The organism is Archangium minus (assembly GCF_044360475.1).
GTDB classification, from domain to species: domain Bacteria; phylum Myxococcota; class Myxococcia; order Myxococcales; family Myxococcaceae; genus Archangium; species Archangium minus.
Window position 1 is genome coordinate 120,152 of the sequence record NZ_CP043494.1, and the last position, 18,772, is coordinate 138,923.

General features: G+C 67.9%; 14 protein-coding genes. 3 read left to right on the plus strand and 11 right to left on the minus strand.

The genetic code is table 11. The features are described 5' to 3' along the window. Nucleotides 1–67 precede the first annotated feature (67 nt). Nucleotides 68–2,617 (minus strand): protein kinase, encoded by a 2,550-nt coding sequence (locus tag F0U60_RS00570; RefSeq protein ID WP_395812797.1) that lies wholly within the window; start codon nt 2,615–2,617, stop codon nt 68–70. A 462-nt stretch (nt 2,618–3,079) separates the two neighbouring features. Here F0U60_RS00570 and F0U60_RS00575 point away from each other — a divergent pair, with 462 nt between their 5' ends. After that, complete coding sequence (locus F0U60_RS00575; protein WP_395812799.1) at nt 3,080–5,143, plus strand: PilZ domain-containing protein; 2,064 nt, start codon at nt 3,080–3,082, stop codon at nt 5,141–5,143. A gap of 10 nt (nt 5,144–5,153) precedes the next feature. Here the strand turns inward: F0U60_RS00575 and F0U60_RS00580 are convergent, their stop codons facing one another. The 7 genes from F0U60_RS00580 to F0U60_RS00610 form a co-directional block, all read right to left on the minus strand. Then, nucleotides 5,154–6,488: a hypothetical protein gene (locus F0U60_RS00580; RefSeq protein WP_395812801.1), complete on the minus strand. Its 1,335-nt coding sequence runs from the start codon at nt 6,486–6,488 to the stop codon at nt 5,154–5,156. Beyond that, the gene (locus F0U60_RS00585) at nt 6,485–7,255 is read right to left on the minus strand and encodes a hypothetical protein (RefSeq protein WP_395812803.1); all 771 of its coding nucleotides are present in this window, start codon (nt 7,253–7,255) and stop codon (nt 6,485–6,487) included. The genes F0U60_RS00580 and F0U60_RS00585 overlap by 4 nt, the downstream gene beginning before the upstream one ends. Before the next feature lie 80 nt (nt 7,256–7,335). Beyond that, nucleotides 7,336–8,676, minus strand: coding sequence for a hypothetical protein (locus F0U60_RS00590; RefSeq protein WP_395812805.1), 1,341 nt, complete (start codon nt 8,674–8,676; stop codon nt 7,336–7,338). Further along, a complete protein-coding gene (locus tag F0U60_RS00595; RefSeq protein ID WP_395812807.1) occupies nt 8,673–10,778 on the minus strand; it encodes a hypothetical protein in 2,106 nt (701 codons plus the stop codon). The genes F0U60_RS00590 and F0U60_RS00595 overlap by 4 nt, the downstream gene beginning before the upstream one ends. A gap of 80 nt (nt 10,779–10,858) precedes the next feature. Beyond that, the gene (locus tag F0U60_RS00600; protein WP_395812809.1) at nt 10,859–12,199 is read right to left on the minus strand and encodes a hypothetical protein; all 1,341 of its coding nucleotides are present in this window, start codon (nt 12,197–12,199) and stop codon (nt 10,859–10,861) included. Continuing rightward, the gene (locus tag F0U60_RS00605; RefSeq protein WP_395812811.1) at nt 12,196–14,286 is read right to left on the minus strand and encodes a hypothetical protein; all 2,091 of its coding nucleotides are present in this window, start codon (nt 14,284–14,286) and stop codon (nt 12,196–12,198) included. Before F0U60_RS00605 ends, F0U60_RS00600 begins: the two co-directional genes overlap by 4 nt. A 124-nt stretch (nt 14,287–14,410) precedes the next feature. Further along, nucleotides 14,411–15,880: an MDR family MFS transporter gene (locus tag F0U60_RS00610; RefSeq protein ID WP_395812813.1), complete on the minus strand. Its 1,470-nt coding sequence runs from the start codon at nt 15,878–15,880 to the stop codon at nt 14,411–14,413. A gap of 157 nt (nt 15,881–16,037) precedes the next feature. Here F0U60_RS00610 and F0U60_RS00615 point away from each other — a divergent pair, with 157 nt between their 5' ends. Beyond that, entirely contained in the window at nt 16,038–16,547 is a 510-nt protein-coding gene (locus F0U60_RS00615; protein ID WP_395812815.1) for a YkgJ family cysteine cluster protein, read from the plus strand. Between the two features lie 10 nt (nt 16,548–16,557). On the opposite strand, the gene F0U60_RS00620 is transcribed toward F0U60_RS00615, so the two are convergent. Beyond that, entirely contained in the window at nt 16,558–16,800 is a 243-nt protein-coding gene (locus F0U60_RS00620; protein ID WP_395812817.1) for a hypothetical protein, read from the minus strand. Nucleotides 16,801–17,023: 223 nt separating this feature from the next. Between F0U60_RS00620 and F0U60_RS00625 the strand changes: the two genes are divergently transcribed. Next, a complete protein-coding gene (locus tag F0U60_RS00625; RefSeq protein WP_395812819.1) occupies nt 17,024–17,428 on the plus strand; it encodes a hypothetical protein in 405 nt (134 codons plus the stop codon). A gap of 8 nt (nt 17,429–17,436) precedes the next feature. Here the strand turns inward: F0U60_RS00625 and F0U60_RS00630 are convergent, their stop codons facing one another. Both F0U60_RS00630 and F0U60_RS00635 read right to left on the minus strand, forming a co-directional pair. Then, a complete protein-coding gene (locus F0U60_RS00630; protein WP_395812821.1) occupies nt 17,437–17,994 on the minus strand; it encodes a Uma2 family endonuclease in 558 nt (185 codons plus the stop codon). Nucleotides 17,995–18,137: 143 nt separating this feature from the next. Beyond that, nucleotides 18,138–18,740, minus strand: a complete 603-nt coding sequence (locus F0U60_RS00635; protein WP_395812823.1) for a malonic semialdehyde reductase — start codon at nt 18,738–18,740, stop codon at nt 18,138–18,140. Between the last annotated feature and the right edge of the window lie 32 nt (nt 18,741–18,772).

The window sequence follows — 18,772 nt, forward strand, 5'->3', positions numbered from 1 at the left end:
CCGCAGGAGCTGTTCACCTGAACGCGCTCCGGGGGTTCGTGACGAACTTCAGGGCTCTCTTGGCTGCTCACTCCCCGGAGAGCTTGGAGAGGGGTCCGCGGATGGAGGTGACCTGGCCCGTCTTGATTTCCACCAGGACTTTCAAGGACTTACCGTCCGCGACGAGCCGCAGGGTGTGCTTGCCCGGGGGAAGGGGAACCCGGAAGAGCGGAGTGTCGCCCAGCCGCTCGCTGCCCCGGTAGACGGTGACGTACTGGTCCGTGGCGAGTGTCAAGAAACCCTTGTCACTGGAGGTCCCGGCCGCCCCGGAGCGCTCCCGCTCCAGGGCCTGCCACGCCCGGTCTGCCTCGTCGGAGTTCGTCACCAGCTCGGGAGAGGTCTCCACGCCCACGGGGGTCGCACTTCGCTTGCGGCGCGGGCCTGCCGACGCCTTGCCGCGCTTCACTGGCTGCGCGGGCTCCTCGTCCTTCACGCTCTCGGAGGCCACGTTGGGGGGAGGCTCCTGCGCGGGGGGAGGGGCTTCGGCGGTGGGGGTGGTGGGCGCGAGGGCCGTGGGCTCCGGCGGGGCGGACTCGGCAGGAGGAGGTTGCGGCGCCTCGGCGGGCGGCGGGGCGTCCCCTGTGTCGGGGGGTAGAGTCTGTGGGGCCGCAGCCGCGGGAGCGCTCTCCGCGAGGGCCTCGGTGGCGCGAGTCGCCGGGGGAGGCGGGAAGAGCCGCGAGGACAGGAGGCCACCGTCCAGCCGCAGCACGACCAGGGTCGCGGCGCCACCCAGGAGGAGCAGGAGGAGCAGCATGGCCACCCGCACACCCTTTCCACGGGCGGGCGCGGGCGAGGCTGCGTCAACGTTCTTCTGTGGCAGGGGCGAACGCTGGAGGTTCGGCGCGGTGGTGGGCTCCTCCTCCTCGGAGGGGAGCGTCAGGGAGGGTTGGGTGGGGTACTCCGGCGGGTCGTCCTCGGGCTCCACCGGGCGAGGCCGGGGCAGCGGCGAGCGGATGGAGGGCCGGGTGGGGGCTTCCGGCACTTCCGTGATGGCGTCCAGGTGCGCCAGTGACGCCCGGCGTGCCGGACGCGTGGGGTTGTACCGGGGGACGGTGTTGTCCGAGGTGACAGGCTGCTCGCCGGTGGGCGTGGTGCGCTGCGGCCGGATGACGGCGGTCTTGAGCTCCGGCTCCTGTGACTCCGTCTCCGGAGGCACGGGGGGCGGCAGGGCGTCGGTGCGGCTCAGGCTGCGCGCGCGGGGGACGACCGGTTCGGGCGTCGCGGTCCGGAGGGAGGCCCGGGGCGGATCCGGAACGGGTGGGGCGGTCACCGCGGGAGGCTCGGCTGCGACACGGGCTGGGCGGGCGCGAGCCGTGAGCTGCGCCGGCCGCTGCACGTTGGTGTCCTCGGGGGGAGGCGGCGGTGGCGAGGCCGGGGAGGGAAGCGGCGCCGGAGGCCTGGTGACCAGCGAGTAGGAGACGATGTCCGTCTGCTCGGAGAGCACGGCCTGGCCGGGTGCCGGGAAGAGGGGCGCGGAGATGATGGGCAGGCGCTGCGGGGCGGGGGTCCGCACGGGCGGCGCGGGAGGAGGGGGGGCTGGCGCTTCCTTCTCCGAGAAGGGTTGCGCGAGCTTCACCTCGCCCGTGGAGGCCCGGCCGCTGGCCAGCAGCTGGCGCGTCTGCTCGCGCCGCTCGGCGAAGAGGCGCCGCAGCAGCTCACCACTCTGCTCGGGCAGCCAGATGAGCGGGGCCACGGCGCGCTCCAGCTCGCGGGCGAACTCCAGCGTGCTCGCGTGGCGTTCGTCGCGCTTGCGCGCCAGCGCCTTGAGCACGAGCGCGTCCAGCTCTGGGGGAATCGCCTTGTTGGCGCGCGAGGGCTCGGGGATGGGGCCCTTGAGCACCGCGTTGCACACCGCCGCGGGCGCCTTGCCCGGGAAGAGCCGCATGCCGGTGAGGCACTCGTGCAGCACCACGCCCAGGCTGAAGAGATCGCTCCGCGCGTCCAGCGGCTCGCCCAGAATCTGCTCCGGCGACATGTACCCGCTGGTGCCCTTCACCATGCCCACCTGCGTGCGGCTGGCACCGGCCAGACTCTTCGCGATGCCGAAGTCCAGCAGCTTGGTGACGCCCTCGTACGTCACCATGATGTTCTTCTCGGCCACGTCGCGGTGGATGACGGGCGAGGGCTGGCCGAGCGCGTCCGTGAAGGTGTGCGCGTAGTGCAGCGCCAGCGCCGTGTCCCTCGCGGCGGCGAGGGCAAACCCCATGGGCATGGGCTCGTTGGCGGCATGGCACGCGCGGGCCACCTCGAGCAGCGTGGCGCCCGGCACGAACTCCATGGCCAGGAAGAGCTCGTCGTTGGCCACGTCCAGGTCGAACACCTGCGCGATGTTCGGGTGGTTGAAGGCCGCCGTCACCCGGGCCTCGTCCAGGAACATCTGGACGAACTCCTCCTGGCCCTGGATGTCCGGGAGGATCTTCTTGAGCACCACGGGCTTGTGGAAGCCGGCCAGGCCGCGCCGGGTCGCGAGCAGGATCTCCGCCATCCCGCCCGTGCTCAGGCGACAGAGCACCTCGTAGTTGCCCATCTGCCTGCCGCGCACATCATCCGGCGCGAAGGGGAGCTTCGACCCAGCCATTCGAGAAAGCCGAGCTTATATGGCCGTCCGCTCCGACGCGAAAGCCGACGCCGTGATTTTCGAGTGAGAGCGCAACCCGAGCGGATTCTACCTACATGTCTGGTGCTGAAGGTGGCGCCTGCGGAAGCAGGTGAAGCCAGACAGGCCCCGCTCCTTTTGTCCTTTTCTTGAGAAGTGAAAGAAAACACCGGGAGAGCGTGGGAAGCCACGCCCTGCGTCCGCGAAGGATCGTGCGCAATCTCTACCGGGTGGACAGGAGGGCTGTTCACTCCTCATCGGGTCCGGGGGACTGGGTTGGTTCGCAACGCTTCCATAGATCCCACCCCCCGGTGCCGCTGCAAGCCCCAAGACGTGTGTCCACATTGGCGGAATCGGAATCCCATCCAGATGACCGGCACAACGCTAGAAATGAAAACTTTCACTGGACCCGTAATTCGGCTCTCCACGACAAACGGAGTTCCCATGGCGACGGAGAAGGCGGAGCGTACGCGAGCCCGAGAGCGCTTCCTGGGTTACCGCATGGGTCCTGGGCTGTTGGCAGTGGCGGCGGTGGAGGGGGAGTTGTCGTCGGCGGGGAGGCTGGTGCAGCTCTCGCCGGAGCATCTGACGATGAGCCTGTCCAAGCCCACGGCGCTGCGGCCCGGGCAGACGGCGAATGTGGTGTTGGGCCTGGGAGCGCAGCGCACGTCGCTGCGGGCCGAGGTGATGAACGTGCACGTGCCGGGGCCGGAGGCGCCGCCGGAGCTGAGCCTGCGCTTCGTGGCGCCGCTGTTGGAGCAGGCGCGGCACATCGTCTCCATGCTGGAGGGCTGGAGGGACAAGGGCCAGCTGGAGACGCCGCACACGAGCCCCATCTGGAAGGAGCGCATTACGCGGCCGGATCGCATCGGCCGCATCTTCGAGGCGCTGACGGCGCGGCGGTGCCGGGGCATGGCGCGCTCGGCCTCGGGGGACGTGGAGCTGACGGCGGCGCTCTACGACAAGTATGACGGGCGGGTGTCGTGGGAGGCCAACGGGGTGCTGCCCTCGGGGCCCTTCGCGCTGGAGGTGTTCGGCTTCAGCTCGGTGCTGCACTTCCTGGTGGAGCACACCTCGTACGAGGATGGACTGTGGAGCGTGGCGCTGCCGCGCGAGCTGGTGCGCTACCGCCACCGCAAGCTGCGCAGGGCGCCGGCGTGGGGAGGGTGCGCGGCGCACTTCGCCCATCCGCTCTGGCCGCAGGTGCGCGTGGAGCGGGAGCTGATGGACATCTCGTACGAGGGCCTGTCCTTCGCCACGCAGCCGGGAGAGGACCTGATGTACCCCGGGCTGGTGCTGCCGGAGGTGACGGTGGGGCTGCCGGGGAAGGAGCCGGTGCGGGTGAGGGCGGAGGTGCGCAACATCATCGGCACGTCGCTGGGCCGGCGCTGTGGCCTCCGGGTGGAGCCGCTGAATGAGGAGGAGGGCGCGCGCTGGCGGTGGCTGGTGGAGGAGCAGAGCCATCCAAACACGCGGGTGAAGGGGCCGTGGAACCAGGGCACGTGGGAGCTGTTCGAGCGCTCGGGGTACTTCCGGCTGTCGGGGAAGAGCCCGGCGGACTTCGAGCGGATGCAGGCCGAGTACCGTGACGCGCACGAGCGGCTGGAGGGCCACCCGCGGCTGGGCTACCGGGTGGTGCGGCCGATGCCGAGCGGCGAGTCGGTGGAGGCGAGCCTGTCGTGGCTCAAGCCGTACTCGGGGAGCTGGCTGGGACACCAGCTGGCGCGCCAGCAGCCGCGCAACGAGAAGCTGCGCAGCACGGCTCGGGACGCGCTGCGGGACGTCTACCTGCGGGGCTTCGAGCCGGCGCAGATTGACCCGGAGGTGAAGTGGTTCCTCGCGTACTGCGAGGCGAACGTGAGGTGGGTGAAGTTCACGGCGTTCGACTTCGCCGAGTGGTACCAGCACACGGGCCAGGCGTGCATGGTGCCGTTCCGCTTCATGGAGGCGGACGCGCGGCGCGAGTGGAGCATGCCCGAGGGCTTCAGCCTGAGCGCGCCGACGGAGGCGGAGCGGACGGAGCTCTTCGAGCGGCTGAAGGCGACGCGGCCGGAGGCGTACCGGGAGGCGTTGGACCTGGTGCCGGAGCGGTTTGACCTGGCGGAGCTCAAGCGCCAGTGGAGCGAGGCGAAGCTTACGCGGGAGCGGGATGTGCTGGTGGCGCGCAAGGACGGGCGCGCGCTGGCGGTGGGGGTGATGGAGACGGCGCACGCGGGGCTCAACCTGTTCAACGTGCTGAACGGGCTGCGGATCATCCCGCTGGGGGACGAGGCGTCAGCGGAGGGGCAGGAGGCGATGCTGGCGCTGCTGGCGGGAGCGGCGGAGTGGTACCGCGCTCGGGGGCTGGACGTGTTCGTGCACTACGTGGAGACGGAGCACACGCGGTACACGGAGCAGGCGCGGCTGGTGGACCTGGGCGAGGGGCGCATCTGGATTCTGTCGACGCAGCTCCTGCCGGACTTCATCGAGCACCTGTGCGAGGCGACGACGCCGAGGGGAGACATGTGAGCCGGGTGGGTCAGCCGCGGTGGCGCTCGGCCGTGCGGTAGAGCTGGGAGAGGGAGAAGTCGAGAAGGGACTGACGGGAGCGCAGGTAGCGGTGGGCGCGGACCATGGGAAACCAGACGCGCTGGCCGACGAGGACCTGGGCCTCGCCGAGCTTCTTGCGAGGGAGCCATTGGCCGCCGAGGTTGCGCACGAGCACCTCGCCCAGGTAGGCGCCCACGGCGGGGACAGCGTGCTCGTCGATGTGTTGGCGCTCGAAAGCCTCGGGGAAGTTCTCCGACCAGAAGTGGGCGTCGATGTCGGTGAGGGACTCGGGGGTTTCCGTGAAGACGGAGGGGACTTTTGAGTGCAGGAGTGCCACGAGGCGCTCTGCGAGGTAGCCGTAGTAGTCGCGGACGCGCTCGGAGTCCTCCACGTCCGGAGGAAGGGCGGAGTCGGCGGGGAGCCACTCTTCGGGCTCGGGCGGCTGCCAGGCGTTGAGCTCAGCGATTTTGCGCTGACGCTCGCCGAGGGCGACGCGGTCCACGACACGAGAGAGGAGAGGAGCCACATCCGGGTGGAAGCGGGGCGCCACGGGAGTGAGCGCGGCGCTGCGCTCGCGCAGGGAGCGAAGCACGGTGTCGAAGTCGAGGTCCGGGCGGAGGTGGACGTGGGCACGGGCCTGGGCGACACGGGCCTCGTCACGGGCGAAGTCCGCGGCGGTGGGCCACGTCACCAGGAGGATGGAGCCGTTGGGAAGCTCCTCCACCCGGTGGGCCGGAGTGGACAGCATCCGCTCGCGGCCGACGGTTTCCACCAGCTTTGGACCGAAGACGTTGAGCCAGGACAGCTCGTAAATCTTGTCGAAGCCGTCTCGAATCGAGGTTCGCATGTCGCGGCCGAACCATGGCGCGCCCGACAACTGAACCTCGGCCAGACTGTTGGCTTGAGCGTGGGTGATTGGATGGTGGAAGGCCCAGGTACGGACCATGTCCACGAACTTGCGGCAGCGCTCCACCTCCGTGAAGAAAGACAGGGGCTGCACCTTGATTGAGATGCTCAGCTCGGGAGGAAGCGGCGGAAAATGGAGATTGAGCAGCATATACAACGCGGGCCACCTGGTGCGACCGAGCACGATGGATGTGCTGTTCTCGTCGCGCTCCTCTTCCAGCGCCTTCCAGATGGCGGCGCGGGAGTATTTGCGTCGGCGCTTGCCTTCAACGACATCCGGCATCCACTCGCCCGCATACTCCTCGAGTGCTTGGAATAAAGGCTCTAGCTCATGCTCGAGTGCGACCTGCTGGTCGAAGGCACCTTCGAAAGTGAGATGGAGGTAGTTGTCCACGTCCAGGATCTTCAACCGCTTCATTGGAACAGCACCTCCACTCCCTTGACCCTTTTCTCGGCTGCTCGCATGGCTGCCCCCAAATCCTCTGGTTTCATGGGAATGAGTGCGCCGCCCTCGTAGATGAGGCGGACCCTGTGGACTGTCACCTGCTTGTCGAGTAGCTCCAGCGAGAGTCGGCGGATGTTCAGCGTCTCGCCGTAATACCGCAGGGCTTCGCGCGCGTCCGCGACCATTTGGGCCTTCAGAGCCTTCTCTTCCAGCAGCGAGAGGTCGCGGCCATGCAAGTCGTTGGTGAAGGCCGAGTGGAGGAGGAACAGGGCGAAGAGCTCGGCGCGTGCGGCGCCGTACTCCCGGGTGGCGGTGACGAGGAAGGCAGCGCGCTTGCGGTTGAGGATGCGGGCCCCCGCCTCTGAGCGCAGCGGCCCCAGGGCACCGAGCCGGACGGCGGACCAGTCATCCAGCCCCTCCACCAGCCAGGGCATGTCCACTTGGCGCTGGAGCTCGATGAATTCCGCAGGCGAGGTGCACGCTAAAAATCGGGCGAGCACCTCCTGACCGGCACGTGTTTCCTGTGCCCCCTGGACTGCGTCCGTCTCCCGGGAGAGGAATCCACCCGCACTTCCCGCCGCCGCGTGCGTGCCAAAGCCGCTCAGCAGACTCCCTCGCGGAGGGCGCGTGGCACATCCTCCCAGCAGTACCAGCGCCACCAGGGCCAGGAGGACCGAGCTACCGCTGTCCTTCGTGGCGGGGCTCCTCCTGTCGAGGAATGTGCGCTTCTTCTTCGCCACGGCAAATGCTCTTTGAAATACACCCGTCAGGGACTTGTGCGAGGCGACGACGCCGCGGGGAGACATGTGAGGGGAGCGGGTCAGCCGCGGTGGCGCTCGGCCGTGCGGTAGAGCTGGGAGAGGGAGAAGTCCAGGAGGGACTGACGGGAGCGCAGGTAGCGGTGGGCGCGGACCATGGGAAACCAGACGCGCTGGCCGACGAGGACCTGGGCCTCGCCGAGCTTCTTGCGTGGAAGCCATTGGCCGCCGAGGTTGCGCACGAGCACTTCGCCCAGGTAGGCGCCTACAGCGGGTACGGCGTGCTCGTCGATGTGTTGGCGCTCGAAAACTTCTGGGAAGTTCTCCGACCAGAGGTGGGCGTCGATATCGGTGAGGGACTCGGGGGACTCCGTGAAGACGGAGGGGACTTTTGAGTGTAGGAGTGCCACGAGGCGCTCTGCGAGGTAGCCGTAGTAGTCGCGGACGCGCTCTGGATTCTCCACGTCCGGAGGAAGGGCGGAGTCGGAGGGGAGCCACTCTTCGGGCTCGGGCGGCTGCCAGGCGTTGAGCTCAGAGATTCTGCGCTGACGCTCACCGAGGGCTGCGCGGTCCACGACACGAGAGAGGAGCGGAGCCACGTCCGGATGGAAGCGGGGTGCCACGGGAGTGAGCGCGGCGCTGCGCTGGCGCAGGGAGCGAAGCACGGTGTCGAAGTCGAGGTCCGGGCGGAGGTGGACGTGGGCGCGGGCCTGGGTGACACGGGCCTCGTCACGGGCGAAGTCCGCGGCTGTGGGCCACGTCACCAGGAGGATGGAGCCGTTGGGAAGTTCCTCCACCCGGTGGGCCGGAGTGGACAGCATCCGCTCGCGGCCGACGGTTTCCACCAGCTTTGGACCGAAGACGTTGAGCCAGGACAGCTCGTAGATTTTGTCGAAGCCGTCTCTGCGCGCGGTTTGTTCATCGCGGCCGAAGTAGGGAGAGCCCGCTAACTGATCGTCAGCCAAGCTGTTGGCTTTGGCGTAGGTGACTGGGTAGTGGGAAGCCCAGGTACGGACCATGTCTACGAACTTGTGGCAGCGCTCCACCTCCGTGAAGAAGGTGAGGGGTTGGACAGCGATCCAGATGGACAGCTCGGGAGGGAGAGGCGGGAACCCGAGATCGATCGCGAAATCCAAAGCAGGCAATGCCGTGCGATACAGCCCGATGGACATGCTGCTTTCGTCACGCCTCTCTTCCAGTGCCTTCCAAATGGCGGCGCGGGAGTATTTGCGCCGCCGCTTACCCTCAATGACGTCTGGCATCCACTCGCCCGCGTACGTCTCGAGTGCCTGGAGGAAGGGCTCCAACTCACGTTCGAGTGCAGCCCCCGGGTTGAAGGCACCTTCGAAGGAGAGCCTGAGGCGATCCTCTTCGTTCGAGTCGTGAAGCTTCACCACCTTCATTGGAACAGCACCTCCACTCCCTTGACCTTGTTCTCAGCTGCACGCGCGGCTTTCGTCAACAGGTCCGGGTCCAAGGGCTTGAGTTCGCCGCCCTCGTAGATGAGGCGGACCCTGTGGACCCGCACTTTGCTGCCGCGAAGTTCGAGGGAGGGCCGGCGGATGTCCAGCGTCTCGCCGTAATACCGCACGGCTTCGCTCGCGTCCGCTTTCATCTGAGCGGTCAGGGAGTCCCTTCCAAGCAGACGGAGATTGCGGCTCTTGAAGCTGAATGTCTCCACGCGGGGTACCTGACCCGAGGGAGACTGCTTCTCGATGACGAGCACATCGGCGAAGCGGACGCCGGGAGTGCCCGGCTTCGTCACGCCCACGGACGTCTCGATGTGAGGCTGGTTGAAGTCCTTGAGGAAGCGGCGTTGTGCTCGCGGAAGGGCCGCGTCGGCACGCAGCAGGGCCACCATGGTGCGCTCGAAGGCGAGCCCCCGGGCGAACAACCCGCGCATTGGCTCGTAACCTGCCCACGCAAGGGGAGGCTTGACCGGCTTGCCCTGCTTCAGCTCCGCGAGGCGAGTCTCCCAATAGGACACGTACTCGCTCCAGAGCGGGTGACCCTGGGCTTCCATTGGTGGAGCCTTGAGGGAGGGGCGCTGCTTCTCCAGGACGGCCACATTCCCGGACAGACGCGGGCCCGCGGAGTCGAACTCCGCGTGCGCGAGCTTTGTTTCCACCACCTCCCGGGAGAGACCCGCCGCCTCGTCCACCAGGGACGCCATGCCGCCGAGACTCTTCCCCGTACCGGCTTTCGTCGGAGCGGAGCCTGAGCGCTCGGGCCGCTTGGCTTCGGACAACCACACCTGGGCCCTCGCCACATCGCCCCGAGCCTGGTGGAGGGCCATGGCGCCGGCCTCTCCTCGCTCGTACACGAGGAGAGCTGCCTCCCGGTTTGCTTGAATGTACCTGGCCAGCTCGCGGAAGCCGTCTCCGCCCAGCCGTGCCCACAAGCGCTCCGCCACCTGCGCCAGTCCCTCGAATCCCAGCTCCGGTACCTGGAGCTGCCTCACCCGGAGCCACGGGGCACTCGTGGTGCTCTTGGCCTCGGAGAGGCGACGCACGCCTTTGCCACCGGCGTACAAGGACACCAGCACCGCGGCAGCCGACAGCTCGCGTGTAGCCTGCTCGTACTTGCCCAGCGACAGCGAGTACACCCCGTGGCAGGTGCCGGCCACCAGGTTGTAGAAGCCCAGTGGTACGCCCAACGTGAGTGAGTCGAAGCTGCCCAGCGCCACGTTTCCCGGCGAGAAGGCCTGTGCCATCTCCGCCCGCTCCACCTCGTCGAGGGCGGCCTGGTAGGGCGGGGGCAATTGCCCGCGTTGCGCGGAGTACTTCATGGCCAGCGCCCCGCGACGTAGCTCGCTGGTGGACAGGGCTTCGTTGGCGGCGCTGGCCAGGCCTCGGGCCACGTCACCGAGGCGCTCGGGACGGTCCACGTAGTCCGAGAGGTTCAGGCCCCGTTGCCGTAGGGCCTCGCGGACATGGCCCATCCGCCCCACTGTCTCCCCGAGTTGCTTATCCCGAGCCAACAGCGTGAGCACTTCATGCAAGTCGTTGGTGAAGGCCGAGTGGAGGAGGAAGAGGGCGAAGAGCTCGGCGCGTGCGGCGCCGTACTCCCGGGTGGCGGTGACGAGGAAGGCGGCGCGCTTGCGGTTGAGGACATCGGCTCCCGTGTCCGAGCGCAGCGGCCCCAGGGCACCGAGCCGGACGGCGGACCAGTCATCCAGCCCCTCCACCAGCCAGGGCATGTCCACTTGGCGCTGGAGCTCGATGAATTCCGCAGGCGAGGTGCACGCTAAAAATCGGGCGAGCACCTCCTGACCGGCACGTGTTTCCTGTGCCCCCTGGACTGCGTCCGTCTCCCGGGAGAGGAATCCACCCGCACTTCCCGCCGCCGCGTGCGTGCCAAAGCCGCTCAGCAGACTCCCTCGCGGAGGGCGCGTGGCACATCCTCCCAGCAGTACCAGCGCCACCAGGGCCAGGAGGACCGAGCTACCGCTGTCCTTCGTGGCGGGGCTCCTCCTGTCGAGGAATGTGCGCTTCTTCTTCGCCACGGCAAATGCTCTTTGAAATACACCCGTCAGGGACTTGTGCGAGGCGACGACGCCGCGGGGAGACATGTGAGGGGAGCGGGTCAGCCGCGGTGGCGCTCGGCCGTGCGGTAGAGCTGGGAGAGGGAGAAGTCCAGGAGGGACTGACGGGAGCGCAGGTAGCGGTGGGCGCGGACCATGGGAAACCAGACGCGCTGGCCGACGAGGACCTGGGCCTCGCCGAGCTTCTTGCGTGGAAGCCATTGGCCGCCGAGGTTGCGCACGAGCACTTCGCCCAGGTAGGCGCCTACAGCGGGTACGGCGTGCTCGTCGATGTGTTGGCGCTCGAAAACTTCTGGGAAGTTCTCCGACCAGAGGTGGGCGTCGATGTCGGTGAGGGACTCGGGGGACTCCGTGAAGACGGAGGGGACCTTTGAGTGCAGGAGCGCCACGAGACGCTCTGCGAGGTAGCCGTAGTAGTCGCGGACGCGCTCGGAGTCCTCCACGTCCGGAGGAAGGGCGGAGTCGGCGGGGAGCCACTCTTCGGGCTCGGGCGGCTGCCAGGCGTTGAGCTCAGAGATTCTGCGCTGACGCTCGCCGAGGGAGACGCGGTCCACGACACGAGAGAGGAGTGGGGCCACGTCCGGGTGGAAGCGGGGTACCACGGGAGCGAGCGTGGCGCTGCGCTCGCGCAGGGAGCGAAGCACGGTGTCGAAGTCGAGGTCCGGGCGGAGGTGGACATGGGCGCGAGCCTGGGCGACACGAGCCTCGTCACAAGCGAAGTCGGCGGCGGTGGGCCACGTCACCAGGAGGATGGAGCCGTTGGGAAGCTCCTCCACCCGGTGGGCCGGCGTGGACAGCATCCGCTCGCGGCCGACGGTCTCCACCAGCTTTGGACCGAAGACGTTGAGCCAGGACAGCTCGTAAATCTTGTCGAAGCCGTCTCTGCGCGCGGTTTGTTCATCGCGGCCGAAGTACGGAGCGCCAGACAATTCATCGTCAGCCATGCTGTGTGCCATGGCATGGGGGACTGGGTAGTGAGAGGCCCAGGCACGGACCATATCCACGAACTTGTGGCAGCGCTCTGCCTCCGTGAAGAAGGAGAGGGGTTGAACTTCGAGCCAGATGTGAACTTCGGGAGGCAGAGGCGGGAACCAGAGCCTGAGCGACATATCCAACGCGGGCAACTTCGTTCGATAGAGCCCGATGGACATGCTGTTTTCGTCGCGCTTCTCCTCCAGCGCCTTCCAGATGGCGGCGCGGGAGTATTTGCGCCGCCGCTTACCTTCGATGACGTCCGGCATCCACTCGCCCGCATACGTCTCGAGCGCCTGGAGGAAAGGCTCCAACTCACGAGCGATTTCCGAGGGAGGGTCGAAAGCGCCGTCGAAGGTCAGTAGGAGGCTGTCCCCCACGTTCAACTCCCGAATATTCAGCCGCTTCACTGGAACAGCACCTCGACTCCCTTGATCTCAGCCTCAGCTCTTTGTACGGCTCTCTCCCGCAGTCGTGAGCTCCTGGGCTGGAGTGCGCCGCCCTCATAGATGAGACGGACCCTATGAACCTCCACTTGAGTACCTCGGAGTTCGAGAGCGCGCCTGCGAATGTCCAACGTCTTGCCGTAATACCGCAAGGCTTCACTCGCGTCCGCCTTCATTCGTGCCACCAGCGCTTCTTCACCCAGCAGGGACAGATCGCGGCTCTTGAAGCTGAACGTCTCCACGCGGGGCTGTTGGCTGGGAAGCGGCTGTTCCTCGATGACGAGCACATCGGCGAAGCGGACGCCGGGAGTGCCCGGCTTCGTCACGCCCACGGACGTCTCGATGTGAGGCTGGTTGAAGTCCTTGAGGAAGCGGCGTTGCGCTCGCGGCAAGGCCGCGTCGGCACGTAGCAGGGCCACCATGGTGCGCTCGAAGGCGAGCCCTCGGGCGAACAGCCCGCGCATCGGCTCGTAGCCTGCCCACGCAAGGGGCGGCTTGACCGGCTTGCCCTGTTTCAGCTCCGCGAGGCGAGTCTCCCAATAGGACACGTACTCGCTCCAGAGCGGGTGGCCCTGGGCTTCCATTGGTGGAGCCTTGAGGGAGGGGCGCTGCTTCTCCAGGACGGCCACATTCCCGGACAGACGCGGGCCCGCGGAGTCGAGCTCCGCGTGCGCGAGCTTTGTTTCCACCACTTCCCGGGAGAGACCCGCCGCCTCGTCCACGAGGGACGCCATGCCGCCGAGGCTCTTCCCCGCACTGGCTTTCGTTGGAGCGGAGCCTGAGCGCTCGGGCCGCTTGGCTTCGGACAACCACACCTGGGCCCTGGCCACATCGCCTCGGGCCTCGTGGAGGGCCATGGCGCCGGCCTCTCCTCGCTCGTACACGAGGAGAGCTGCCTCCCGGTTTGCCTGGAGGTACCTGGCCAGCTCGCGGAGGCCGTCTCCGCCCAGCCGCGCCCACAAGCGCTCCGTCACCTGCGCCAGTCCCTCGAAGCCCAGCTCCGGCACCTGGAGCCGCCCCACCCGGAGCCACGGGGCACTCGTGGTGACCCTGGCCTCAGAGAGGCGACGCACGCCTTTGCCCCCGGCATACAAGGACACCAGCACCGCAGCAGCCGACAGCTCGCGCGTGGCGTGCTCGTACTTGCCTTGGGACAGCGAGTACACCCCGTGGCAGGTGCCAGCCACCAGGTTGTAGAAGCCCAGGGGTACGCCCAACGTGAGTGCGTCGAAGCTGCCCAGAGCCACGCTATCCGGCGAGAAGGCCGCGGCCATTTCCGCCCGCTCCACCTCGTCGAGAGCGGCCTGGTAGGGCGGAGGCAAGTGTCCTCGCTGCACGGAGTACTTCATGGCGAGGGCCCCGCGGCGCAGCTCGCTGGTGGACAGGGCTTCATGGGCGGCGCTGGCCAGACCTCGCGCCACGTCACCGAGGCGCTCGGGGCGGTCCACGTAGTCCGAGAGGTGCAGGCCCCGTTGCCGTAGGGCCTCGCGGACATGGCCCATCCGCCCCACTGTCTCCCCGAGTTGCTTATCCCGAGCCAACAGCGTGAGCACTTCGTGCAAGTCGTTGGTGAAGGCCGAGTGGAGGAGGAAGAGGGCGAAGAGCTCGGCGCGTGCGGCGCCGTACTCCCGGGTGGCGGTGACGAGGAAGGCAGCGCGCTTACGGTTGAGGATGCGGGCCCCCGCCTCTGAGCGCAGAGGCCCCAGGGCGCCGAGCCGGACGGCGGACCAATCATCCAGTCCCTCCACCAGCCAGGGCATGTCTACCTGGTGCTGGAGCTCGATGAATTCCGCAGGTGAGGTGCACGCCAGGAATGGAGCGAGCACCTCCTGACCGGAGGACTGACCGGGACGCGCGTCTACCTCCTGGCCACTCGCCTCCGGTGCTCCCTGCAACGTGTCCGTCTGCCGGGAGAGGAATCCACCCGCACTTCCCGCCGCCGCGTGCGTGCCAAAGCCGCTCAGCAGACTCCCGCGCGGAGGGCGCGTGGCGCATCCGCCCAACAGCAGCACCAGCGCCACCAGGAGTAGGAGGAGATGTCCCGTTCGCACGTCACGACCTCGTCCCCGCTGACCTCCGGCCACACTTTTCTCCGACCTGTCCGACAGTCGGACAAGTTGCCGAAGAGCGGGCCCGGAGGGTCTCCTCCTTCTGATTCGTTCCCTCGCCAGCGCTTCAGTGAGGCGCCGCCACGTCGCTGGTGGAGATCGTCATCCCCTCGCCGCGTTTGATCTTGGGGAAGAACAGCCCGGCGGCGAAGGCGGCCACGGAGGCGGCGCAGATGATCCAGAAGTTGATCGTCAGGCCATGGCCGAGCGCTCCGCTCAGCGTCCTCAGCAGGTCCGGAGGCAGGCCGCGGCCGTGCTCGGGGCCGAGCAGCTCGTTGGCGGCGGCGACGGGGACTCGCGGATCATGGAGCAGCTGCGACACCAGCACTCCGCCCATCAACCCCACCCCGAGCGCCCCTCCGATGGTGCGGAAGAACATGTTGCTGGCGGTGGCCACCCCACGCAGCTCCCAGCCCACGCTCGTCTGCACCGCGATGAGCAGCGCCGTGGATGAGAAGCCCAGGCCAATGCCAAACAGCGCCATCGCCAGCTCCGGAATCAGCAGCGACGATTGCGGCTTGAGCAGCAACGCCATCAACGCCGTCCCAATCACCGTCAACCCGAACCCGCCGACGATGAGCGGACGGTAGCCCGTCTTGAGCAACAGCCGCCCTGCGAACAGGCTCGCCACGGGCCAGCCGACGATCATCGGCGTAATCATTCCGCCCGCCAGCGTGGGCGAGCCGCCCAGCACGCCCTGCACGTACAGCGGCACGTAGGTGGTGGCCCCGAACATCGCCGCGGAGAAGAGCGCGCCCGCCGCCGAGGAGATGGCAATCGCGGGAATCTTGAAGATGGACATGGGGATGACGGGATCGGCCACCTTGCGCTCCACGAGCACGAACGCGGTGAGCAGCACGGCCCCCACCGGTAGCGCGAGCAGGTTGCGGCCGATTCCCTGCACACCGAAGAGCAGCGCCACCACTCCCGCCGAGAGCAGCGCCGCTCCAGCGAAGTCCAGCTTCTGGGGCTTGCGCTGCACCTGCTCGTGGAAGAAGGCCACCAGCAGACCCATGGCGCCCAGCCCCACGGGGACGTTGATGAAGAAGATCCAGTGCCAGGAGAGGTACTTCACGATGAGGCCGCCGGTGAGCGGGCCCACCAGCCCCGCGATGCCCCAGACCGCACTGAAGACACCCTGCACCTTCGCGCGCTGCTCCAGCGTGTAGATGTCCCCCACGATGGTGAGCGCGACGGGCTGCATCGCCCCCGCCCCCAGCCCTTGCAGCGTGCGGAAGGCGATCAACATGTTCATCGACGTGGACAGGCCACTGAGGATGGAGCCGACGAGGAACAGGCCGATGCCGAAGAGGAGCACGGGCTTGCGTCCATAGAGGTCCGCCAGCTTCCCGTAGATGGGCACGGTAATGGTGGAGGACAGCATGTACGCGGTGAAGACCCAGGCGTAGCTCTCCAGCCCGCCCAGCTCACTGACCACCGTGGGCATGGCGGTGGAGACGACGGTCATCTCCAGCGCCGCCATGAAGAGGCTCAAGGCCAGGGCGACGGTGGTCAGGGGGCGGTGGGTGGTTCGCATGCTGTGGGTTCAAGGTTGGGAGAGGTGTCCTGCTTAACGGGTGGGCGCCAGGGCCGCCATCGTCAAGTCAACCCATCTGTCCGGGCGTCAGCTCGCCCGGTGTCGGCAGGGGTCCACTCCGGGTGGAGTCGCCCCACCTGAGGTAACCTCGTGGGCCGTGTCCCTCTCCGCCCTCTGCCTGCGCTGCGGCTTGTGCTGCGACGGCAACCTCTTCTCCCACGTCGCGCTCCGCTCCGACGAGGTCGCCTCCGCTCGGCGTCACGGGCTCGACGTGGAGGCGCTCGTGGGCGGCGCGCCCGCGCTTCGGCAGTGCTGCACGGCCCTGAGCCAGCGCCGGTGCACGCTCTACGCGGAGCGCCCCGAGGGGTGCCGTGCCTACGGGTGCCGCCTGTTCAAGGAGCTGGCCGCGGGCAGGGTGTCCCTGGAGGACGCGCTCGCGGTGGTGGACCGGGCCCATGCCCTGCTATCGGCGCTCAACGAGGGCCTTCCGCCCGACACGGACGCGCGACCCTCCCCGGTGATGGAGCGCGCGCGCTTCGCCGACCTGTCCGAGGACGGGCTCTCCCCCGAGACACGCGCGCTGAGGGAGCGCACCGAGGTCCTCCTGGACGAGCACTTCCACGGAGGCCCGAGGCGCTTTGCCCACGCCCCGGGAGAACCCGAGTGACGTGCGGCCGTTAGTCGATGAGGCCGCAGATGACGGGACCCTGGTCATCACACTCCACGAAGCCCCGGCTGCGGATGGAATCGACCTTCCAGTAGCACACGGTCTGTCCACCACATCCGATGGTGCTGCCACCGATGCACTGCACGGAGACCGTGCAGGGTCCCTGCTCCATGCCATAGGCATAGGCGGCGACTGGAACGAGAACGCCGGCCGCCGAGACGACCGCGGCGATGAGCGCAACGAGCTTGGACATGGAAATCCCCTTTCAGGGGAGCGACGGGTTGGGCGGTTATTTCTAGCTCGACCCGCTGTCCCAGGACAATTCGCCCAGGGTGCGCACTCGCGCGTGTCATCCGCACGAGCGGAAGCCCGGAGCGCTCGAAGGCACGAGTGCCCTGCAACCCTCACCGAGCCTCGTGACCGTGCAGATGCATGTGTCTCACGGAGCATTCCGCACCGTGTAGGGAGGAAGCGAGATGAAGTCCCCGTCCTTGTCCGTCCGGCTCCTCGGCACGTTGCTTCTGTTCCCGTCCCTCACGGTGATGGCCCAGGCGAAGGGAGACGTTCCTCCCAAGGCGCTCGTTCAGGCCAACGCCGAGTTCGTCTGCTTCTTCATGAGTGAGGTCGCCGGGCAGCCCAAGCCCAAGGACTGCGAGAAGGACGCGGCCGCGGAGCTCACCCAGGTCTATCCCTCGCTGGGCGCGGAGCAGCGCCAGCAGCTCGCGGACATTCAAGACCACTGGCCGAAGTTCCAGAAGGAATGGCAGGCGCTTGATGAGCTCCAGAAGGCCGCGCTGCGTGCCCAGTGGGCGGCGCTGCTGCAGGAGCAGGAGGCTCAGCAGGGCCTGGGAGGTTCCGAGGCGCCCCCACCGGAGCCGTAGCTCCCGGTTCACTCCTCCCACAGGAGGGCCAGCTCCCACTCGAGCGCCTCGAAGGGCTCGGCGCGAAGCCGGGCCTGGCTGGCATGGGTGGCCAGCAACAGGTAGTGGGTGCCCTCCAGCCGGAACACTTCCAGCATGCGTGCGTCTGGGTCCACCAGCCACACGAAGCGTACGCCCTCACGGGCGTACACCGGCAACTTCGCCGTCCTGTCCAACGTTCGCGTCGAGGGAGAGAGCTCCTCGCACACCCAGTCAGGCGCGAGCGTGAGAGCCGCCGTGCGTGGAGTCTTGGGCATCCGCTCGCGCCGCCAGCCCGCGATGTCCGGCACCAGCACGTCCTCGCCCAGGTGCACTTCGGGCTCGAACAGCAGGCGCCAGCCTCCAGGCCCACCCTGTCCCCTCCCAAAGGGGCCGCTCAGCTCGCCGAAGAGCTCCGAGGTGGCCACCGCATGCGGGACGGCCGGCCGGGGGCTCACGTACAGCTCGCCCGCGATCAGCTCGGCCACCCGGTGTGGAGGCACTGCCTCAAGGTCCACGTAGGTTGCCTTGCGCTTCGGACCGCTCATCCCCGGAGCATGGGCAGCCGGGCGGGCCTCTTCAAGGGGAGTCCAGGGTGCACTGCTCGATGGGCCATCCATGCAAGCAGTCTAGACCCTACCTCCGACATGAGGCAGCCCGCGCCCTCCAGAGAAGTCACCCCCGGGCCGCTTCACTCGAACCGACAGGCCTCGTCGAAGTCCAGGCGCGGGTTGCGGGGGAACAGCTTGGCCGGGTCGCCGTAGCCGACGTTGAGCAGGAAGTTGGATTTCCACTTGCCGTCCGGGAAGAAGGCGGCGTCGACCTTGGCGTTGTCGAAGCCCGCCATCGGCCCGCAGTCGAGCCCCAAGGCCCGCGCCGCGAGGATGAGGTAGCCGCCCTGCAGCGTGCCGTTCGTGAGGGCCATCTTGTTGCGCGCCTCGACCGGCATCCCCAACAGCTGCGTCTTCGCGTCCCGCGCCGGAAAGAGCTTGGGCATCTTCTCGTAGAACTCGGTGTCCCAGGCCACGATGACCGTCACTGGCGCGTTCATCGTCTTGTCCACGTTGCCGGGCGACAGGGCCGGCTTGAGCCGCTCCTTGCCCTCACGGCTCTTCACGAAGACCAGGCGCACGGGCTGCGTGTTCATCGCCGTCGGCGCCATCTTCGCGAGCTCATAGAGCTGGCGAAGGACGGCATCCTCCACCGGCTTGTCGAGCCATGCATTGTGGGTACGCGCCTCCTGGAACAACGCATCCAATGCCGCCTTGTCGAGAACAGGATTCTGAACCGCCATGGATTTCCTCGCGTGAATCGCGGTCATGGAGA